Genomic DNA, 20,546 nt, shown 5'->3' with positions numbered 1-20,546 from the left:
CTTTAATTTAAAGGCTTTTCCATTTAAATAATTTTGAACAAACAAAATCATGAGAACATTCATTTCAATTTCATTCTGTCTAATCCTATTTTTTGGGTGTGAAAAACCCATATCATCGAATTCAATTTCTGTTAATGATATTGAGGCTTTAAAGGAAGCCATCACAAACAGTAAAGCTGGCGATGAAATCGTTATGGCAAATGGTATTTGGGAGGATGTTCAGATTGAATTTTCAGGTCAGGGTACGGAAGATGAGCCCATTGTTTTAAGAGCAGAAACGCCAGGAAAAGTTACGATTGAAGGGGTGTCCAATTTGAAAATTGGCGGCCAATATCTAATTGTTAAAGATTTACACTTTAAAAACGGACATACGCCGACCAAAAATGTCATCCAGTTTAAAATTGATGATGAGAATATTGCAATGTACAGCAAAGTGACCAATTGTGTGATTGAGGAATTTACACAGCCCAATCGTGAGGTTTCAGATCAATGGGTCGAATTCTGGGGACGTCATAATGAATTGAGCAATTGTTATATCGCCGGAAAATCGAATTTTGGACCGACGGTCATGGTCCGATTGAATGGTAATGAACATATTAAGAATTATCATAAAATCATCAACAACCATTTCGGGCCAAGACCTCGAAAGGGCGGGCCACATGGAGAGACCCTTCAAGTTGGAGATAGCTACACGTCTATGACGCCATCGCATACCATCGTATCCAATAACCTTTTTGACCGTTGCAATGGTGAAGTTGAAATCATTTCGAGTAAATCGAATTTTAATGAATTTACCAACAATGTGTTTTTTGAAAGCGAAGGGTCTTTGGTATTACGTCATGGGAATTATGCAAAAATAGATGGGAATGTTTTTATAGGAAATGATAATTCGGAATTTATAGGTGGTATTAGAGTCGTCAATACGGGCCACTGGATTACGAATAACTATTTCTACAAACTGAAAGGAAAAGTGTTTAGAAGTCCACTTGCAGTGATGAACGGCATTCCAAGATCGCCATTGAATCGCTATAACCAGGTCACCGATGTGGTGGTGGCTTACAATACCTATATTGACTGTGAATCGCCATTTCAATTTGGTGTGGGCTCTAATGTGAGTCAGAGTGAGGTTTTACCAGAATCGGAAATCCGTTCGGCAAGAGCTATCCGTACCATTGTCGCCAATAATTTGATATACAATCATAATCCTGATGATCAACCTGTAGTGGCCCATGACTCTGTAGATGGCGTTATGTTTGCGAAAAACATTCTAAACAGTCCAAACCATAGTCCTGTCAAATCTGAGGGATTGATTACAAAAGATTTTAAGGTGAAAGAAGTGTCAGATGGTCTCTTCGTTCCCACAGAAAATTTTGAATCTGTTTATCCTGGTTTTGATTTCGAAACAATAACTACAGATCTTTTCGGAAATGATCGCACAAAGCAAAATGCCGTAGGTGCTATAATAGTGCCTGTTAAGGATGGCGTCGTTTTAGTAGATAAAAAGAACTATGGCACGGATTGGTTTGCTACAGAGAAATCAGCCTATGAAGCGCAGACATTGCAGGTTTCTAATGTTGAAGAATTAGTAGGTCAACTTCAAAAAGCGAATTCCGGAGATATTTTGGCTTTGAATCCTGGAGCCTATGAGTTGAATGAAAAATTGATCATCAACAAAAATATCACCATAACCTCTTCTGACAAAAACAATAAAGCGGAATTGATATTTAATTCTGATAGTATTGCTTTTGAGCTGCATCCCAAAGCACGATTGCAACTCGATGATATCTTTATGAAAGGAAATGGCAATCAAAATGCCTTTGCAACTTTGGATAAGAATATGACCAAGGCTTATGATTTGTTTTTGGAAAATGTAGAATTGGATAATTTCAAAAACGTCTTACAGGTCAGTAAAGGGGCTTTCGCAGATACCATTTCAGTGGTAAATTCGGTCATTAAGAACTCAAATCGAGGATTTCAATTAAATAAAGAAACCGATGATAAAGGTGATTATAATGCAGAGTTCGTCATTTTGAAGAATAATGAATTCACCAATATTAATGAAACCATTCTCGATTATCATCGAGGTGGCTATGATGAATCCACCATAGGCGGAAATTTAGTGTTTCAAAATAATACGGTCACCAATTCGGGGAAACAGGAAGCAGACCATATCCTTATAAAAAACAGAGGCATCATTAATGTCGATTTCTCCAATAATACCTTCAAAAACAATCCTGTAAAACTGATTGCGGTGCTTTGGGGTGAGAAAGATCAGAAACCTGTTGATAATACCATTGAAAATTCGGGCGAAATACAAGTGGTTCAGAACTTAAAATTAAAATTAATGTACTAAAAGATTCAATGATGAACCCAAGCAGCACATATCTGATTTTCTTTTTTTCAATCTATTCCTTTGTGCTGTTTGGGCAAACAATCCCTTCTGATAAAATTATTCCAATTATAGAATTGAGGCGTTATTTAAAAGAAGATCTTAAAACCAAGTTTAACGGCAGTAACACAGATGAATTGGCATCCTATTTTAGAGAGAAATTTTCTGAACGTTATTTCTTCGATTGGAAACAAATGGATGCCAGATTTGAAACCTATAATGATCTATATCCTAATGTAAAAGTTTCACATCAGGAAAGAGCTTTGGACCATAGGTCAAAATTCTCAGCCAAAACTACTTGGAAATTACCGTTTAACTATACGGACGGATCTCCGGTAAATGCCTATGCAATCAGACATTTGGCGCGTCAGCATAAGATGGTAGATATTGCCTTCGACTATTACTATGAAAATAAGGAACCAAAATTCATCAACTATTTTAAAGAACAGCAGCTGTCCTTAAATGCTGCACTACTCACCAATCAATTTGAAACAATTGAAGATGGCAATGGTGTTTATGAAGTATTTCGTTCAGGGTATCGCATCTTAAATTGGTTGCAGATCCATAATATGTTTTTGGGCGAAAAGAATTATTCTGATGACGATCAATTATATACAATTGCTACCTTATTACAGCACGGTTCGGATTTGTTTGAAAACAATGAAGAATTCACTTCGGGAAATCACCAAACCCGTGGGATGTCTGCTTTAGCCATGTTGTCTATCTTATTTCAAGACTTTGAAGATGCCGATTTATGGTTTGAACGCTCCATGTCACTCTTAAAAATGCATTTGGAAAAGGAGATTAATGACGATGGTTTTCAATTTGAACGTACCGTACATTATCATATAAGTGATATTGATAACTACTATTATGTTTATCAATTGGCTAAAAATAGCGGAATGCCCTTGGATCCTTTCTGGGATTCAAAATTGGAGTCTTTATTTACGACACTTATCAAAATTGCTTACCCTGATAAATCTGCTCCAGTACTTTCCGATGATACGGATGCGCCTTGGGCAGAAAAAAATGATATTTCCGGAGCACTGACTTTGGGGTACGTGCTTTTTGGAAATCCTGAGATGGGATATTTTGCCAAAAAAAAGGTAGAGTCTAAAATGTTTTGGTATTTGAATAATTCCCAATTGGAACTTTTAAAAGACATCACTTCCAAGAAACCAAATTATGAATCTTTAGCTTTTGAGGATACGGGTCTATATATCATGAGAGAGGGCTGGGAAAAGAACGACCGAATGCTCATTATTTCTGCTGGATTGGACCCAAAAAAACCCGACCATCAGCACGGTGATATGTTAGGGATCCAAGCCATGGCTAATACTCACGTGTTATTGCCCAATTACCAAGTGCGCTATTCCTTGGAAGATTTGGAATTGTTCAAAAACTCCATGGTTAAAAACGTGGCATTGGTAGATGATGAGTTGCAAGGAAAAGAATACGCTTCCAACAAAGGAGGAAGTGGGTTTGGGAAATTTGGGAAGTTGCCAAATCCTAAGACATTATTGTGGAAAACCAATGCGGACTTAGATGTATATATTGGATCACATGATGGTTTTAATAATATAGGGGTTGATTACAGCAGACAAGTTATCGATACTAAAAGTGGTTTTTGGATCGTGAAAGATAATTTTAAATCGAATCAAAAACATACGTATAAACAAGTTTGGCAAGGACATTACAGTTTTGAAAATGCGCCAAATCTACTTCGTGCAACTTTTGATGATGGTTCAGGAGTTGATATTTTACAATTGCATGACGTAGATGAGGTCTTAACGGATGGAGCTCGAGGGAAGGAGTGGAGCGTCTTGTCAAAGAATGATCAAAACAATTTTGGCTTTCTAACAGTTATTTATCCTTTTTCAAAATATGACCATCGCATTGACGAAAACTCAAACGATTATATAGTTAATGGCTGGACTATAAATAAGTCCAATGAAATTACAAACTCTTCTAGTGCTACTATCATTTCGAAACATGAGCAGCTTTATGCATTTTCATCATCTGAGATAACATTCGGGACTGTCACGATAACCTTTGAGAGCGAAGTTGATGTTTTTATCACTTTTAATGAACGTCAAATCCACATCTTATCATTAAGTGATCACAATATTGCTATAAATGCTATTAATGGCAAATCCATTCAAAAGAAATTATTGCCAGGAGAGACCTATACTTATACTATTCAAAATTAGCAATTTCATTTTCTGTTAATTTCTTAATTTAACTCTTTAAAAATTGATGGATTAATAAATTTTTATATATTTGGTCAACCAGATTGGTCAACCAATTTAAAAAAAGAGCATGCAATCTCAATTAAAGTTCAACTTCAAATACAGTTTTCTTTTTATTTTATCGCTATTTTTTGGGTGCCAACCGATGGCGCAACAGCGCATTCTGACGCACAATGAAGTCAAGCATCACCCAAAACTCATTCTCACTCAAAAAGGAGTCGCAGAAATAAAATCCAAACTCGGGAATATTCCACTTTTTGATACTTCCTTAGAGGAGGCGAAAGCAGAAGTAGATGCAGAAATCAGGTTGGGGATTGAAGTGCCTGTTCCAAAGGATCTTTCTGGTGGTTATACGCACGAACGACATAAAAGAAATTTTTTAATGATGCAAAAGGCGGGTGTCCTGTTTCAGATTTTGGAAGATGACACTTACGCCATATACGTTCGGGATATGTTGATGGCCTATGCCAAATTATACCCAACTCTTCCTATCCATCCACAAGAGCGATCTTACGCACGCGGCAAGCTTTTTTGGCAAGCATTGAATGACTCCAATTGGTTAGTGTATACAAGTCAAGCCTATGACTGTATTTATGATTGGTTATCTAAAGAGGACCGCGATCTATTGGAAAAGGATTTATTCCGTCCGTTTGCCGATTATATTTCCATAGGCAATCCGCAATTTTTTAATCGTGTTCATAATCATAGTACCTGGGGCAATGTGGCCGTTGGGATGATTGCTTTAGTCATGGATGATGCTGAATTATTGGACAGAGCTTTATATGGGATCAAAGATGATAAGTTGACCGCAGGAATGAGAGACAATGATGGCGGACTGATAAAAAAAGAAGGTCAGAAAGTTGGTTTTTATGGTAATTTGGATGAACCATTCTCTCCAGATGGCTATTATACCGAAGGTCCTTATTATCAGCGCTACGCCATGTATCCATTTCTGATTTTTGCGCAAGCACTTGAGAATGTAAAACCTGAATTAAAGATTTTTGAATATAAGGATGGTGTACTCTTAAAAGCGGTGAATGCCTTATTAAATCTTACCGATGCGGATGGTGATTTTTTTCCTATAAACGATGCCCAAAAAGGGATGTCCTATTTTTCTCGGGAACTGGTGACCTGTGTGGATATTGCCTATTACTATGGTGGTCAAAATCCTGAATTACTTGATATTGCCCAGAAACAAAACCGTGTGTCTCTAGATGATACTGGCCTGTCCGTTGCAGTGGCAATCAAAGAAGAGAAAGCTAAACCTTTTGTGAAAAAGTCAATTGAGTTGCGTGATGGCCAAATGGGCGATGAAGGTGCTATCGGAATCCTACGAAGTGACGATTTGGAATTGGTTTTTAAATATGCAGCCCAAGGCTTAAGCCATGGGCATTACGATAAATTGTCATTTTCATTATATAATGCAGGGCAAGAAGTATTACAGGATTACGGTTTGGCGAGATATGTCAACATTGAACAAAAAGGTGGTGGCAACTATCTGAAGGAGAATACTACTTGGGCAAAGCAAACCATAGCCCACAACACGTTAGTGCAAAATGAGACCTCGCACTTTAAAGGCGATTACGAAACTGGAAGTCAACATCATTCTGAAAAATATCTATTTAATGTTGATGATGAAAATCTGCAAGTGGTCAGTGCAATTGAGGAAAATGCCTATCCTGGAACTAAGATTCAGCGGACTATGGCGCTAATTAAGGATGAAAATTTTGAAAACCCTTTCGTTCTCGATATTGTGAAGGTTAACTCTGCCACGTCCAATAATTATGATTTACCTTTTTATTATTTGGGACAGTTGTTACAGACCAATTTTAAATATGAAACGCCAAAAACATTAACCCAATTAGGAGATTCAAATGGCTATCAACATTTATATAAAGAAGGTTTAGGTATTTCCGACGGCAACAACACGAGTTTCAATTGGATGTTGAACAATACGTTTTATACCTTGACTTCCGTTACATCTAAAGGTGATGAATTGGTGTTGGCAAGAATAGGGGCAAATGATCCAGTGTTTAATCTGCGGCGGGAGCCAGCATTTATCATCAGAAAAAAAGATAAAAAGGATGCCATTTTTATTTCCATATTGGAGACGCACGGCTCATACAGCCCAGTGTCGGAATTCGCGTTGAATGCTTATGGACAAATAAAGAACATAGCAGTGATACATGACGATGAGGATTACACTGCAATTGAAATCACCTCTAAAGATGATAAAAAATGGTGGTTTGTTATGGCCAACAACAACAACAACAACAGTTCAAATGATGGGCAACATCAACTATATATAAATGATACTACGGTCAAATGGGAAGGACCTTTTGTATTTAAACCTATTAATTAAATCTATTGGGATGAAAACAGTTAGAAGTAGTGAGGAATTTATTTTTGATGACCAAATTGAATGGGAAACCATTGGAGACGGCATTAAAAGAAAAATTATGGGGTATGATGATAAAATCTTGCTGGCTAAAGTTCATTTTGAAACGGGGGCAGTCGGATCAATGCACAATCACGTCCATTCTCAAGTCACCTATGTTGAAAGTGGAGAATATGAACTGACCATAGGCGATGTCACCAAAACGATTAAAACAGGTGACAGTTTTTATATTCCATCAAACGTCATGCACGGAGCAACCTGCACACATGAGGGCATGTTGATTGATGTGTTTAGTCCAATTCGGGAAGATTTCTTACCTAAGGGTCAGTGAATTAAGACTTGTACCATTGAAATATGTTAAATAGAAAACTTTTTTTTACAAAAGTATTGGAATTACCATTTTTTTATTATATTTGGTCAACCAATGTGGTAAACCAATCTGGTTAACCAATATTGTCTAAGGTTTGTAACAAAAAAAAGGACAGGTGCACGCCTATCCTTTTAGAGTAAAAATACTTCTTTGGAGGGAAGTAAATAGTTACATGCCGTCTTTATGACACCATGTTCTGCAAAAATACAAAAAGATTTGAGTTAAGCGAAACATGTGTTGTGATAAAGTGATTTATTAATATGGAGTTATCCAAGATTTACACTTTAAACAAAAAACAAATTATGAATCTAAAAATTAAATTGACATTAATCCTCATCGCGGTCTTTAATGTCTCATTATTTGCTCAAAATGGCATCTTGATTACAGGAAAGGTAGTTTCTGCTACAGATTCCCAACCCATACCAGGTGTCAATGTTATCGTGCAAAACTCATCAAAAGGAACAACAACTGATTTTGATGGATTGTATCAGATCGAAGTTTCTAAAGGAGATGTGCTGCGCTTTTCTTATGTGGGATTTATAACCCAAGTTATTATCATCGATAATCAAACAGAGTTGAATGTTTCGTTGGCAGAAGACTTAGCGACATTAGATGAAGTGGTCGTTGTAGGATACGGTAGTCAAAGAAAAAGTCATTTAACCGGATCTATTTCTAAGGTTGTCAATGAAGATTTAGATCAAGTTGCATCGGCGAGAGTAGATGATGCTTTAGTTGGACAGGTTTCGGGGGTTAATATTCAAACCACTGACGGTGAAGCTGGTTCAGCGCCAACCATTAGAATTAGAGGTACTGGTTCATTGGCTGGAAGCTCCTCTCCGTTAATTGTAGTTGACGGTTTGGCTGTGGATGATGACTTTTTAGGCTCCTTAAACATGAATGATGTCGATTCATTTGAGGTGCTTAAAGATGCCGCTTCCTCGGCTATTTATGGCTCAAGAGGTGCTAATGGCGTCATTTTGATTACCATGAAAAAAGGTAAGGAAGGGAAGACCAAGTTTAGCTATAACACCTTTACGGGACGCAAAGATGCCAAGAAAAGTGATGCTTACAACTTTTCAGTTAAGGATGCCATAGCTTTAGAACTCGAGGAAACAGGAACTTTATCGGACAGAGCACGTTATATGCAGTTGTTAGGGGTTGATAATGATTGGCAGAACATCATTTTCAATGGCGGGACCATTACCAACCATGCGTTTAGTGCAAGAGGTGGAAGTCAGCGTACAAAGTTTAGCGCTTCTCTTGGATATTCACACGATGAAGGCGTATTGATTATAGATGACTTCAAAAAATACAATGCGAAATTGACTATAGATACAAAGCTAAGTGATAAGTTTTCCATAGGTGCTAATTTATCTCCATCTTATACCAATACAACCCGTTTTGATGGATCTACTCACGATATCTTAAGACAGGCACCATGGTTGCCACTTTACCTTTCTGAAGAAAATATGCCATTTGTAAATAGACTAAGAGAGAATGGTCGGTGGGCAAACGCAAAGATTGGTGATTATGCAGAGCAACGTATGTTTGATGATTTCGATTTGAATACGATGCAACCTATAGCTTCCGGTGGAACGGATATTAGTGATACCTCCAATACAAACCCTGGAGCAAAAGTCTTGGAGCGCGATCGCAGGGATTTGAAATTTAAACTGTTCGGTAATTTTTACCTACAATACAATATCACAGATGCTTTGAGTTTCAGGGCTTCTTTGGGAGGCGACTTTCAAAACACGAGCAGAAAGCGTTTTTGGGGAGAGAAATCCAATAACATAGGCCCTTCCGTGATAGAATTAACATTGTCTGATGAGAATACAATTCATATTGTTACGGAAGAGTATTTGTCTTATAACAAAACTTTTGGGAATCACGATGTGAGTGCGGTGGCAGGTTTTGCGGCCGAAAAATGGGATACCTCATTTAAAACCGTTACTGGAGCTGGCTATGATAATGAGTATATTAAAACCATTTCGGCGGCCACAATCATATCTGAAAAGGAATCTATGGATTACCAGAGACGTTTATTATCTGTTTTTGGACGGTTAAATTATGCCTACAAGGATAAATATTTGGCCTCATTAAGTTTTAGACGTGATGGAGGTTCGGTTTTTGGACCAGATAATAAATATGGTGATTTCCCTGCGGCTTCTGTGGGATGGGTTGTTTCAAAGGAAAAATTCATGAGAGACAGTGAGGTCATCAATAATTTAAAATTTCGATTCAGTTATGGGGTTACAGGAAATCTTAATCTAAATGCGGGTGACAAGCTGATTGATAATTATCCTTATTTGGCACTATTAACGGCGTCAACTGCAGTGGTTGACAATAGTTTGGTAACAGGTTTTAACCCAATTAATATTGCGAATCCGTTCTTGCAATGGGAACGTTCTGTGGAAATTAACCCAGGAATTGATTTTGGAATGTTTAACAATGTGATATCGGGTTCGTTTGAATATTACCAACGAAACAGTGATCAGTTGTTGTTGAATAACCCTATTTCTTCAACCACTGGTTTTACCAATGCTCTGGTTAACCTTGGTGAAGTTGAAAATAGAGGATATGAAATAGAGTTGAGAACGAGAAATGTATCTAATCAAAATTTTCAATGGTCAACAACCATATTGGGTTCAGTCAATAAGAATGAGCTCATCAGTTTTGGTGATTCAAATGGACTCATTCAAAATGTTGATGACAAAAGAGCGGCAGAATGGATCAATTTGATTGGAAATCCAATTTCATCTTTCTATGGATGGGTTGTAGATAGAGAAATTCCAAAAGAATTTATTAGTAATCCATATTTTCCAGTTGGTGGACAGGCTCAGGATGTTTATGTGAAGGATTTAAATGGTGATGGATTGATCGATGATGATGACAAAACTATTTTAGGTAGTCCATATCCAAAGCTAATTTGGAGCTTTACCAATGAGCTACAATTCGGAGATGTTGACGTAAGTTTCATGTTCCAGGGCAGTCACGGTGCACAGGTAAGAAATATGGGGGATCAGTATTTGTTCAATCAATTTAATAGTGCTCAAGATTTTATTCCAGCAACAACGCCAGATCAAGGTTTTATCAGGGAGAAAATATTTACCAACTCCATTGTTCAGGATGCGTCCTATATCGCTTTGCGAAATGTGAATATTGGATATAATTTTTCTCAGGATTTGATTTCCAAAATAGGTCTTTCAAAAGCAAGGCTTTACGCAGCAGGACAAAACTTACTATATTTTACTGCTGATGATTATACAGGTTTTAATCCGGAATCCATTTACAATACGAGCCCAACAACTTATGGTTACCAAAGAGCAGGTTCGCCAATTTACAGAACGGTTTCATTAGGTCTTAACTTGGAATTTTAATTAAAAACGATACGTAAAAACATATATAAATTATGAAAAATTCATATTTAAATTTCGAACATTCAAGTTCTTGTCTATTGCGAACATTAAAGCTGACATTAACTAAAACTGTTCAGTTCAGGGCATTCATGATAGCAGCCTTGGTTCTTATCTCAGGATCATTTGTGAGCTGTGGTGATAACTTTTTAGATCCAGCTCCAAGTTCTGCAATCAGTGCAGATGACTTTTACACTACTGAGGGCGAGCTTCTTAATGCGGTTATTAATATGTATGACGGTATTCAGGGTGTGAACGCTTTGGATGACTCTGATTCTAATGCCAACCATGCAATACAGGTTGAGTTCTATATCACCGAAATGCGGAGTGATAATACGAGAACTAAAAGTAGTGAAGGTGAGGCCGCACAATTTGAAAATTACACCTTAAGACCAACAAATGGGATTGTGTATGACTATTATCGTAGCTTTTATGATGTTCTCAAAAGAGCAAATATCGTACTTGCAAATATAGATGTAGCCTCCGAAGCTAATAAAGCGAAGATTGAAGGTGAAGCAAAATTTATACGAGCCTATGCCCATTTTAATTTGGTAAGGTTGTTTGGCGATATACCAATGGCCGACAGAGTAATAGGGATTGCTGATACGGATGTTCAATTTACAAGAACTCCAAAAGCGCAAGTATATGAATTAATTATTGATGATCTTAATGCCGCTATTGCTTCGTTGGATAACACATATGTCAATAGAGCATCAAAAGCAGCAGCACAAGCTACGTTGGCCAAGGTATATCTTACCTTGGGAACCAATTACACAGAAGCACAAGTGCTTTGTGAAGCAGTCATAAACAGTGGATTTGCATTGGAACCAAACTTTAATGACGTGTTTTACAATGAAAACAATAATGAAGTTATTTTTTCAATTGGCTTTCTTTCAAATCCAGCATCAGATAGTCAAAGTTTCTCTGCAGAATGGCTGAATTCTGTAGGACGGTCTAGCGGTGTGAATTACGTTACCAACGAGGCTGCGGCCGCATTGGATGCAAATGGAGGCAATAGAGCTGCATATTCTTATCGTATTGATCCTGCACAACCTACCCAAAAACAAGTGGCTAAATATTTCCCTAATGGGGAGAATGGAGGTGCCACAGGCGTTACCTTTAATAGCAATCCAAGAGCTGCTGGCAACGATTGGATTGTCTTGAGATTGTCGGATGTTCTTTTGATGCATGTAGAAGCTATAATGGCCGGAGGAGCATCAACATCAGTGCAAGCCGCATTGAATTCATTTCAAAAGGTTAGAAACAGAGCAGGGCTTACGGATGTGGTTACGAGTATTACAAAAAAAGATTTATTGGATGAAAGACGTGTGGAATTGGCTTTTGAAAACCATCGATTATTTGATTTGATCCGATTTAATGCGGCTCAGGATGTACTCTCTGCGTTTTCTGCAGCTAATGGTTACAGCTTTACTTCCACTGATTTATTGTTGCCAATTCCTCAAAGGGAAATTAACCTTAGCCAGGGAATGTTGACACAAAATCCAGGGTACTAAACAGTTTTAATAAAAAAATATACGATTATGAAATTCATAAAAATTATTAATAAAAAGTATAGACAAGGCCTTGGTATCGCAGCTTTTATGTCCGTAATAGGGGTGTTCATCTCCTGCGATCCTGCATTGAGTCATTACGAATTTGATTTGCCCGAAACAGGATCGATTGCTGACGCAACGCCACCTACGGCCAATTTTTCTGCAACGCAAAGTTCAATAGATTATAGAATATACAACTTCTCTAATCTTTCAGTGAGTGCGACCACATATCTTTGGGATTTTGGTGATGGAAATACATCGTCTAGCCTGGATGGTGTTAATACGTATCCGGGTGAAGGCACTTTTACCGTCACACTAACGGCCTCAGATGCGTTAGGTGTTGAAAGTACCTTTTCCATGACTATTGAGATAGTGGAGCCTGAAGCTCCGGCGGCCATAGTTCCTTTTATTAAAGAAGCTAGTTTTGAAGATAACAGTCCAGGAAGTGAAGACTGTGGAAGCGGTAATATGGACGGGCGTGACTGTTGGAGAATTAGCGGTGGTCGTATTTTTGGAATTACATCAAGTCCAGTAAGAACAGGCTCGCAAGGTGCTAAGTTTGACGCAGGATCTGACCGGGTTGCTTATCAAGCTTTGACGGTAACACCTAATACGGATTATATTGTGACAGTTTATTACACCATCAAAACATCGCCAGTTGGTTCTGCAATGCGCTTGGCAATTTTAGGGAATGCTATTTCAAATGCTTCAGAAGCTGAGGACGCTATCATTGCTTCCATTACTGGTGATAATCAGGATGATGCCAATGAATACTTGCCTTTAGTATTATCATTCAATTCCGGAGCAACAGATACTATTGCCATTTGGATAGATAGTAATAACGTGGCGGAGTCCAGAATTGATGATGTCTCTATTATTTTGGCAGAATAATGAAATTAGTTAACGGCTTTAAAATGAATAAGATTCGACTTTTTAGTCTGTGTATGATTTGCTTCTTGTCCATGCAATTGAAAGCTCAGAGCAGTTCTGTGGACGATCATCAGCAAACTCAGGTTCAGAAAAAGAAAAAAAAGAAAAAGAGATTTAAATTGTCAGGCATTGACTTATCGCATTGGTCGGTAACAGTGCCAGCTGCAAGAGAAGATGGAAAACCCTTAAGTGTGGAGCCGCCAGCAATTTTAGATTATGGTAATAACGAGGCTCTGAAGCCCTATATGTACAACGATTCTATAAAGGGAGCTCTAGTGTTTTATGCCTATCCAAGTGAAGCTACGACGGCCAACACAAAGTATTCGAGATCGGAGTTGCGGGAGCAGATGGTGCCTGGGGATAATAATACCAATTGGACATTTTCACAAGGAGCCAATATGAAAGGGAAGTTGCAGATGGATGAGGTTACTAAAGCGGCAGATGGGAAATATCATAAGGTGATTGTGATGCAAATCCATGGTCGATTAACCAATGAGCAACGCGATGCCATAGGACAAAAGGATAATAATGCGCCGCCAATGCTCAAAATTTATTGGCAGGATGGCAAAATCAGAGTGAAAACCAAAGTGTTGAAAAATTTAAACGCTCATGGTGAAGACCTTCTTTACACAAAGGCTTGGGGAGATGACAAGGGGTTTACTTTTGAACAAGAAGTAGGATTTAAAAAATTTACGTTGGAGGTTCAGGTAACTGATGGTAGAATGGTCGTTATTTTAAATAACAATGAGTACAAAGTTTATGATGACATCCATATGAGAAAATGGGGGATTTTTGAGAATTATTTTAAGGCTGGAAACTATTTCCAATCAAGAGATAAAGACGGTTCGGCAAGAGTTAACTATTACGAATTGGAGGTAACACATTAACTTAGTATTGGAGCGTTTAGAAGAGTTTTTGGCTTAGTGCTGTGTTAATAAGGGATGTTAAGATTATTTTTTATAAATTTGACCTATGCTAACTGGTTAACCAATCGTGAAGCTGTTTTAAATCATCCAGGATTTCTGACCTTAAATTAGTAAGGAGATTCGTAATAAAATGCAAAAAATGAAATTTGAAGTTTTAACAAAATACGAAAGTGAAGCGACTCAAAAAGAAGTCATTTCAAAAATTAGAGATTTGATCAATCAAAAGAATCTTGAGCCAGGAGATAAGTTGCCGTCCGAAAGAAGTCTTTCTGAAAAATTTGAAGTGAGCAGGGGTTGCGTACGTGACGCTATTCAAAAATTGGAGCTTTATGGCTTATTGAAGTCCATGCCACAAAGTGGAACTTTTGTAGCGAATATTGGAGTGATTGCTTTAAATGGAATGATTGAGGATATTTTGAGCTTAGAGGAACCTGATTTTAAATCGCTTGTAGAAACACGAATTTTGTTAGAATTGAAAACAGCGCGGTTAGCTGCTTTGCGAAGATCTGACGAAGACCTTGTTAAGATGAGGATCGCTTTAGATGCTTATAATAAAAAAGTGAATGCAGGAGAAGATGCTGTGCAACAAGATCTTGTATTTCATTTGGCCATTGCGAGAGCTGCCGGCAACAGTACGATGAATACTTTTATGTTGATTATCACTCCAGAAATCATCACCAATTTCGCAAAATACCATGTGTGTGAAAAAAACGATCCTGTAATTGGTATAAAGGAACATGAAGATATTTTTGAGGCGATCAGAAAAGGAGATCCAAAAGAAGCCAAGCAAAAAATGAAAGATCATTTTAGAGTATTGTATCAGTATTTATACAATATCTAATAAATAACAATCTGAAAACATAAATGCACGCTTGTGTTTTCACGGAAAATGAAGGAGGGAGGTAAGTCGATTCTTTATTAGTTTCATTCGAAATTAAGAGATAATCAGTTTACTTTCATAGATATAGATAATTCTGTCGCATTAATCGTTAATGATGGCACAGTATGAATATGTTTTAAAATAAAGGAATTTATGAAAGTTAGAGGTTTAAGGTGGTGGGTAGTCGCATTGATAGCTATTGCAACCATTATCAATTATATCGACCGTACATCGCTAAGTGTTCTTTGGCCAGAAATTGCCAAGGAATTGTACCCTGGACATACAGCAGACGAGACAAAGTCAATCTACGCTCTTATCTCAATTATTTTCGTGTTTTCCTACGCTTTTGGTCAGGCCATATTCGGTAAAATATTCGATTGGGTGGGTACACGAATAGGATTTGTACTATCCATTGGAGTTTGGTCCGTTGCCACAGCGTTACATGCTTTAGCTCAAGGCGTATTGAGCTTTGGAATCTTCCGAGCTATATTAGGTGTTGCAGAAGCTGGTAACTGGCCAGGGGCTACCAAAGGTAATGCCGAATGGTTTCCTACCAAGGAGCGCGCACTCGCCCAAGGAATATTTAATTCAGGAGCGGCCATAGGTGGAATAGTATCTATCCCGTTAATTGCATTTTTAACTATCTATTTTAACTGGAAATCCATCTTTATACTGATTGGTTTAGTAGGATTGCTCTGGCTGATTCCATGGTTGATATTAGTCAAATCACCGCCTAAAAATCATCCTTGGATAACGGATGATGAGCGAGACTACATTTTAACAGGTCAAAAAAATGAAGATTTTGATGCCGATGGTGTGGAAGACCAAGAGTATAATCCAGACACCAAAGCACTGCTTGGCCATAAACAAAGTTGGGGAGTCATTCTGGCTTCGGCCGCAATCGATCCGATCTGGTGGTTATTTGTTTTCTGGATCCCTATTTATTTACATGAAGTTTACGGGATGGATGTAAAATCTATCGGACTGTATGGTTGGGTGCCTTATGTAGGGGCTATGCTTGGAGCATGGTTTGGCGGCCTCCTGGCGCAGAATAGATTAAAGGCAGGATGGAATGTTGACAAGACCCGTAAAATGGTCATTTCTATTGGGTGTATAATAATGTTACCGGCATTATTGGGCATGGCAAATCCCGGTGGCCCCGTTGGAGCGGTACTTATCATGGCCGTTATTTTGTTTGGTTTTCAGACAGCTATTGGAAATATACAGACTTTGCCGAGTGACCTTTTTAGTGGGAAAACGGTAGGAACTCTTGCTGGATTTTCCGGTATGGCGGCTAAACTAACCGCTGCAGGTCTAACATACTTGGTACCATGGTTAACTAGTGGCGGGAATTATACCCCTGCATTTGTAATTGGTGCCGCCTTGGCAATAATTGCTTTGGCAAGTGTCTGGATATTATGTCCAAACATAAAACCGGTAAAATCAAAAGAATTAATTAAAAATCAATAAATAAATCTAATATTATGAGTAATTTAAAAGGAAAAGTAGCAGTAGTCACTGGAGGTGCCCGTGACATCGGACGTGCCGTTTCAATAAAATTGGCTAAAGAAGGCGCGAAAGTGGTGGTCAATTATTTTGAAAGTCAAGAGGAAGGCGACGAAACCGTTAGATTGATTAAGAAAGATGGTGGTGAAGCTATAGCAGTTTATGCAGACGTCACCAAACAAAAAGATATTGACAACTTGGTCGCTAAAACCAAAGAAGCTTATGGAAATAAGGTTGATATCCTCGTAAACGTTGCCGGTGGACTTTTCGCAAGAAAGACCATTGAAGAAATAGATGAAGAATTTTACGATTTGTTGATGAATGTCAATTTTAAAGGAACTGTTTTCACAACAAAATCATTTAAGCCTTTAATGGGCAAAGGTGGAGCAATTGTTAATTTTGCCTCGCAAGCAGCAAGAGATGGCGGTGGTCCTGGTTCAGGATTGTATGCGGCATCAAAAGGTGCTGTTTTGACCTATACAAGATCTTTGGCCAAAGAATTTGGTCCTCAGGGCATTCGCGTTAACTCATTATGTCCAGGGATGATTGCAACTAAATTCCACGATGATTTCACAAGTGATCAAGTCCGTGCCAACGTGGCCAATGGAACACCTCTGAGACGTGAAGGTCAAGCTGAAGAAGTGGCAGATCTGGTTGCATATTTAGCTTCAGATGAGGCTTCTTTTATCACAGGAAATAATGTGGACATCAACGGAGGTTTAGCGTTTAGCTAACATGTCCCGTTTACATTGTTTAACCAGGAGATTGGCAGGTGTTTTTGTGCTATTGCTGGCTACCATGACGGTCGCACAGGTAAATAATGCTCAAACACCTGTCAATTTTCCTAATAACTATGTGACACAATTAGATCTCGTTTACACTAAAGTGGGATCATGGGAAGGACGCTTGGACATTTATCATCCATCCACCAAAGATCAAAAAGTACCATTGGTCATAAATATCCATGGCGGCGGTTGGAACCATGGAACAAAAGAATCCCAAACTGGGTTTGGATCCTTTTTCAAGAAGGGATTTGCGGTAGCCAATATTGAATATCGACTGGTCCACGAAGGAGAAGCTCCAGCGGCCGTACAGGATGTACGATGTGCACTCAATTATTTATATGAACATGCAGAAGATTTTAATGTCGATAGAGATCGCATTATACTCATGGGCAGTTCAGCAGGAGCTCACTTGGCCATGTTGGCAGGTTTATTGAAAAACAACACTATTTTTGATGTATATTGTAAATCTGAAAATAACCTCGCTGTTTTTGCGATTATAAATAAATATGGCGTTTCAGATCTGACTTCTGAAAATGTGAGAAAGTCAAAATCAGTAAAAAACTGGTTGGGCACACGTTATCATGATGTGAAATTTGTAAAATCAGTTTCACCTATCTATTACGTGGATAAAAACAGCCCGCCTATTTTTATGGTACATGGTGATGCCGACCCGATTGTATCTTATTTACAATCAAAAAGGCTGTATCAGGCTCTTCTTGATAATTCAGTAAAAACAAAATTAATGACCATCAAAAATGGAGAGCACGGTAAGTTTTCTAAAGAAGATCAAAAACACAGCAATGATGAGCTGTGGCATTTTTTGGATGCTTTAGGGCTTTAAAATATATAAAATGAATAAAGTAGTAACTTTTGGAGAAATCATGTTGCGTTTGTCAACAGAGCGACATCTACGATTCTCCCAAGCCAATAAATTTGCAGCTTCTTATGGCGGTGGTGAATTCAATGTCGCCGTTTCTTTGGCTAATTATGGCGTTTCCACTGAATTTGTAACACGGCTTCCCAATAATGAAATTGGAGCCTGTGCTTTGAAGGAAATGCGTAAATACAATGTGGAATCTAAAAATGTAGTGTATGGCGGTGATCGTTTAGGAATCTATTTTTTAGAAACTGGCGCCGGAACACGAGGTAGCAATGTGGTTTATGATAGAGCCAACAGTTCCATGGCAACCATTGAACAAGGTGAAATCAATTGGGAGGATGTTTTGAAAGACGCGACTTGGTTTCATTGGAGTGGTATTACACCTGCCATTTCAGAATCGGCGGCACAAGAATGTTTGCGAGCGGTAAAGACCGCACACACACTTGGTCTCACTGTTTCTTGCGATCTTAATTATAGATCCAAACTGTGGAAATATGGCAAAGCGCCTAAAGACGTTATGCCAGAATTATTACAGTATAGCACAGTGATATTGGGCGATTTGGACACGGCTTTCTTTATGCTCGGAATGGATCAGGTAGAACCGGATTATCAGGACGAAAAATCCCTACCGAAGTTATATGACAAATTGTTTAAGACATGCCCGAATCTGAAAACGGTGGCGACAACTTTACGCTATTCCATTAGCGCCTCACATCAACAAATTGGAGGTGTGTTATATGATGGAAATCATCTGTATACTGCAGACATTAAAGATGTCACTCCTGTTGTAGATCGTGTTGGTAGTGGGGATGCTTTTATGGGTGGATTGATTTATGGATTGATAAATGATACAATTGACAAACAAAAGGCGTTGAACATTGCAGTGGCTGCCTGTTGTTTAAAACATACCATATCGGGAGATTATAATTTAATCACACTTGATGAAATAGAAAGATTATTAAGCGGAGATGCTTCTGGTAAGGTCTCAAGATAATTAAGGAAAATGGCACAGTTTACAAGAATAGAAGTGGCAAACTTGATGGAAAACACAGGCTTAGTGCCTTTGTTTTACCACGACGACGTTGAAGTGAGTAAAAAAGTTTTAAAGGCCTGCTATGATGGGGGAGCTCGGTTATTGGAATTTACCAGCCGCGGCGACTTTGCCTTTGAGATTTTTGCAGAATTGAACAAATATGCACTTTCTGAACTTCCAGGAATGGTTTTGGGCGTGGGTTCTATAACCGATGCCGCCGCGGCTTCCCTATATATGCAGCTGGGAGCCAATTTTATCGTCACACCAGTGTTAAGAGAGGATATTGCCACTGTGTGCAATAGACGTAAAGTATTGTGGTCACCTGGCTGTGCTACCTTGACGGAGATTGCCAGAGCGGAAGAATTAGGGTGTGAAATTGTAAAATTATTTCCTGGCGATGCCTATAGTCCGAGTTATGTCAAGGCGATAAAAGGACCGTGTCCGTGGACCAGCATCATGCCTACCGGGGGCGTTGCACCTACAGAAAAGAGCTTAAAATCGTGGTTTGATGCTGGAGTCACTTGTGTTGGAATAGGTTCAAAACTTATTGCAAAGAACGATCAAGGCTATTTTGACTATGCCGAAATTGAAAGATTGACGGCGTTTTCCGTAGGGTATATCAAACGTATTAAAAATAGATAACTATGCATCCCGAGGCGATAACGCTTAAAAAAATTTCAAGACTTTCAGGTTATTCTGTGTCAACGGTGTCCAAGGCCCTAAATGACAAAAAGGATATCAGTATTGAAACCAGGGCTACAATTCTAAATATTGCCAAAGCGCATAATTACGTACCCAACTATTATGCCATCGCACTACGCAAACAGCAGACAAAAACATTAGCACTCATTATACCACAGACCTCAGATGAGTTTTATGGCCAACTTCTGTCTGAAATTCAAAATATGACTTTTGATCTTGGGTATCGATTGCTCGTCTTTCAATCCTTTGAATCCATTCAAAAGGAAAAGGACTGTTTTAAGATCATCAATGACGGCAGTGTCAATGGCGTTCTGATCATCACTACACTAAATAATGAATGCTTAATTAAAAAACTTGAAGTTGAAAACATGTTGCCAACTGTTTTGTGGACATTAGAGGGGGAAATAGTTGACAACAATCTGATCTTGGAAGAGACTAAAATATACTTTAACCAATTGCTGGATAAAATTTTTTAGAATTGGAGTAGATTTGTAAGCAGTCTTATTTTAAAATTAATTTCTTGCTTTCC

The 20,546-nt window shown here is 38.3% G+C and carries 15 protein-coding genes; all 15 read left to right on the top strand.

Going from position 1 to position 20,546, the window contains the following annotated elements; genetic code table 11:
- Positions 1-49: 49 nt before the first annotated feature.
- The 15 genes from H3Z82_RS08845 (at position 50) to H3Z82_RS08775 (ending at position 20,493) form a co-directional block, all read left to right on the top strand.
- Positions 50-2,353 carry a chondroitinase-B domain-containing protein gene (locus tag H3Z82_RS08845; protein WP_182205067.1) on the top strand — a complete coding sequence of 768 codons (2,304 nt, stop codon included), beginning with the start codon at positions 50-52 and terminating at the stop codon, positions 2,351-2,353.
- Positions 2,354-2,361: 8 nt separating this feature from the next.
- Complete coding sequence (locus H3Z82_RS08840; RefSeq protein ID WP_182205065.1) at positions 2,362-4,599, top strand: heparinase II/III family protein; 2,238 nt, start codon at positions 2,362-2,364, stop codon at positions 4,597-4,599.
- A gap of 109 nt (positions 4,600-4,708) precedes the next feature.
- Complete coding sequence (locus H3Z82_RS08835; protein WP_220459155.1) at positions 4,709-7,000, top strand: alginate lyase family protein; 2,292 nt, start codon at positions 4,709-4,711, stop codon at positions 6,998-7,000.
- A gap of 10 nt (positions 7,001-7,010) precedes the next feature.
- Positions 7,011-7,367: a cupin domain-containing protein gene (locus tag H3Z82_RS08830; RefSeq protein WP_182205062.1), complete on the top strand. Its 357-nt coding sequence runs from the start codon at positions 7,011-7,013 to the stop codon at positions 7,365-7,367.
- Positions 7,368-7,708: 341 nt separating this feature from the next.
- Positions 7,709-10,786 carry a SusC/RagA family TonB-linked outer membrane protein gene (locus tag H3Z82_RS08825; protein ID WP_182205059.1) on the top strand — a complete coding sequence of 1,026 codons (3,078 nt, stop codon included), beginning with the start codon at positions 7,709-7,711 and terminating at the stop codon, positions 10,784-10,786.
- A gap of 128 nt (positions 10,787-10,914) precedes the next feature.
- Entirely contained in the window at positions 10,915-12,336 is a 1,422-nt protein-coding gene (locus H3Z82_RS08820; protein ID WP_182205171.1) for a RagB/SusD family nutrient uptake outer membrane protein, read from the top strand.
- Between the two features lie 27 nt (positions 12,337-12,363).
- Positions 12,364-13,266, top strand: coding sequence for a PKD domain-containing protein (locus H3Z82_RS08815; protein ID WP_182205057.1), 903 nt, complete (start codon positions 12,364-12,366; stop codon positions 13,264-13,266).
- A gap of 23 nt (positions 13,267-13,289) precedes the next feature.
- Positions 13,290-14,192, top strand: a complete 903-nt coding sequence (locus H3Z82_RS08810; protein WP_182205054.1) for a polysaccharide lyase family 7 protein — start codon at positions 13,290-13,292, stop codon at positions 14,190-14,192.
- Positions 14,193-14,370: 178 nt separating this feature from the next.
- On the top strand, positions 14,371-15,072 hold the full coding sequence (locus H3Z82_RS08805) for a FadR/GntR family transcriptional regulator (RefSeq protein WP_182205052.1): 702 nt from the start codon (positions 14,371-14,373) through the stop codon (positions 15,070-15,072).
- Positions 15,073-15,264: 192 nt separating this feature from the next.
- Positions 15,265-16,581 (top strand): MFS transporter, encoded by a 1,317-nt coding sequence (locus tag H3Z82_RS08800; protein ID WP_182205050.1) that lies wholly within the window; start codon positions 15,265-15,267, stop codon positions 16,579-16,581.
- Between the two features lie 14 nt (positions 16,582-16,595).
- Positions 16,596-17,351: an SDR family NAD(P)-dependent oxidoreductase gene (locus tag H3Z82_RS08795; RefSeq protein WP_182205047.1), complete on the top strand. Its 756-nt coding sequence runs from the start codon at positions 16,596-16,598 to the stop codon at positions 17,349-17,351.
- A gap of 31 nt (positions 17,352-17,382) precedes the next feature.
- On the top strand, positions 17,383-18,243 hold the full coding sequence (locus H3Z82_RS08790; protein ID WP_220459154.1) for an alpha/beta hydrolase: 861 nt from the start codon (positions 17,383-17,385) through the stop codon (positions 18,241-18,243).
- A 10-nt stretch (positions 18,244-18,253) separates the two neighbouring features.
- Entirely contained in the window at positions 18,254-19,276 is a 1,023-nt protein-coding gene (locus H3Z82_RS08785) for a sugar kinase (RefSeq protein ID WP_182205043.1), read from the top strand.
- A gap of 9 nt (positions 19,277-19,285) precedes the next feature.
- Complete coding sequence (locus H3Z82_RS08780; protein WP_182205041.1) at positions 19,286-19,957, top strand: bifunctional 4-hydroxy-2-oxoglutarate aldolase/2-dehydro-3-deoxy-phosphogluconate aldolase; 672 nt, start codon at positions 19,286-19,288, stop codon at positions 19,955-19,957.
- A 2-nt stretch (positions 19,958-19,959) separates the two neighbouring features.
- Entirely contained in the window at positions 19,960-20,493 is a 534-nt protein-coding gene (locus H3Z82_RS08775; RefSeq protein WP_182205039.1) for a LacI family DNA-binding transcriptional regulator, read from the top strand.
- Positions 20,494-20,546: the final 53 nt, after the last annotated feature.

Source organism: Gelidibacter maritimus, from assembly GCF_014062315.1.
GTDB classification, from domain to species: Bacteria; Bacteroidota; Bacteroidia; order Flavobacteriales; family Flavobacteriaceae; genus Gelidibacter; species Gelidibacter maritimus.
The sequence above is the reverse complement of the archived record's forward strand: the minus strand, read 5'-3'. Positions and strand labels throughout refer to the sequence as shown.

Excerpts from the sequence above, each read along its gene's own strand:
- H3Z82_RS08780 (WP_182205041.1), top strand. The coding sequence starts at position 19,286 with ATGGCACAGTTTACAAGAATAGAAGTGGCAAACTTGATGGAAAACACA.
- H3Z82_RS08775 (WP_182205039.1), top strand. The coding sequence starts at position 19,960 with ATGCATCCCGAGGCGATAACGCTTAAAAAAATTTCAAGACTTTCAGGT.
- H3Z82_RS08800 (WP_182205050.1), top strand. The coding sequence starts at position 15,265 with ATGAAAGTTAGAGGTTTAAGGTGGTGGGTAGTCGCATTGATAGCTATT.
- H3Z82_RS08820 (WP_182205171.1), top strand. The coding sequence starts at position 10,915 with ATGATAGCAGCCTTGGTTCTTATCTCAGGATCATTTGTGAGCTGTGGT.
- H3Z82_RS08825 (WP_182205059.1), top strand. The coding sequence starts at position 7,709 with ATGAATCTAAAAATTAAATTGACATTAATCCTCATCGCGGTCTTTAAT.
- H3Z82_RS08830 (WP_182205062.1), top strand. The coding sequence starts at position 7,011 with ATGAAAACAGTTAGAAGTAGTGAGGAATTTATTTTTGATGACCAAATT.
- H3Z82_RS08835 (WP_220459155.1), top strand. The coding sequence starts at position 4,709 with ATGCAATCTCAATTAAAGTTCAACTTCAAATACAGTTTTCTTTTTATT.
- H3Z82_RS08815 (WP_182205057.1), top strand. The coding sequence starts at position 12,364 with ATGAAATTCATAAAAATTATTAATAAAAAGTATAGACAAGGCCTTGGT.
- H3Z82_RS08810 (WP_182205054.1), top strand. The coding sequence starts at position 13,290 with ATGAATAAGATTCGACTTTTTAGTCTGTGTATGATTTGCTTCTTGTCC.
- H3Z82_RS08845 (WP_182205067.1), top strand. The coding sequence starts at position 50 with ATGAGAACATTCATTTCAATTTCATTCTGTCTAATCCTATTTTTTGGG.
- H3Z82_RS08805 (WP_182205052.1), top strand. The coding sequence starts at position 14,371 with ATGAAATTTGAAGTTTTAACAAAATACGAAAGTGAAGCGACTCAAAAA.
- H3Z82_RS08795 (WP_182205047.1), top strand. The coding sequence starts at position 16,596 with ATGAGTAATTTAAAAGGAAAAGTAGCAGTAGTCACTGGAGGTGCCCGT.
- H3Z82_RS08785 (WP_182205043.1), top strand. The coding sequence starts at position 18,254 with ATGAATAAAGTAGTAACTTTTGGAGAAATCATGTTGCGTTTGTCAACA.
- H3Z82_RS08840 (WP_182205065.1), top strand. The coding sequence starts at position 2,362 with ATGATGAACCCAAGCAGCACATATCTGATTTTCTTTTTTTCAATCTAT.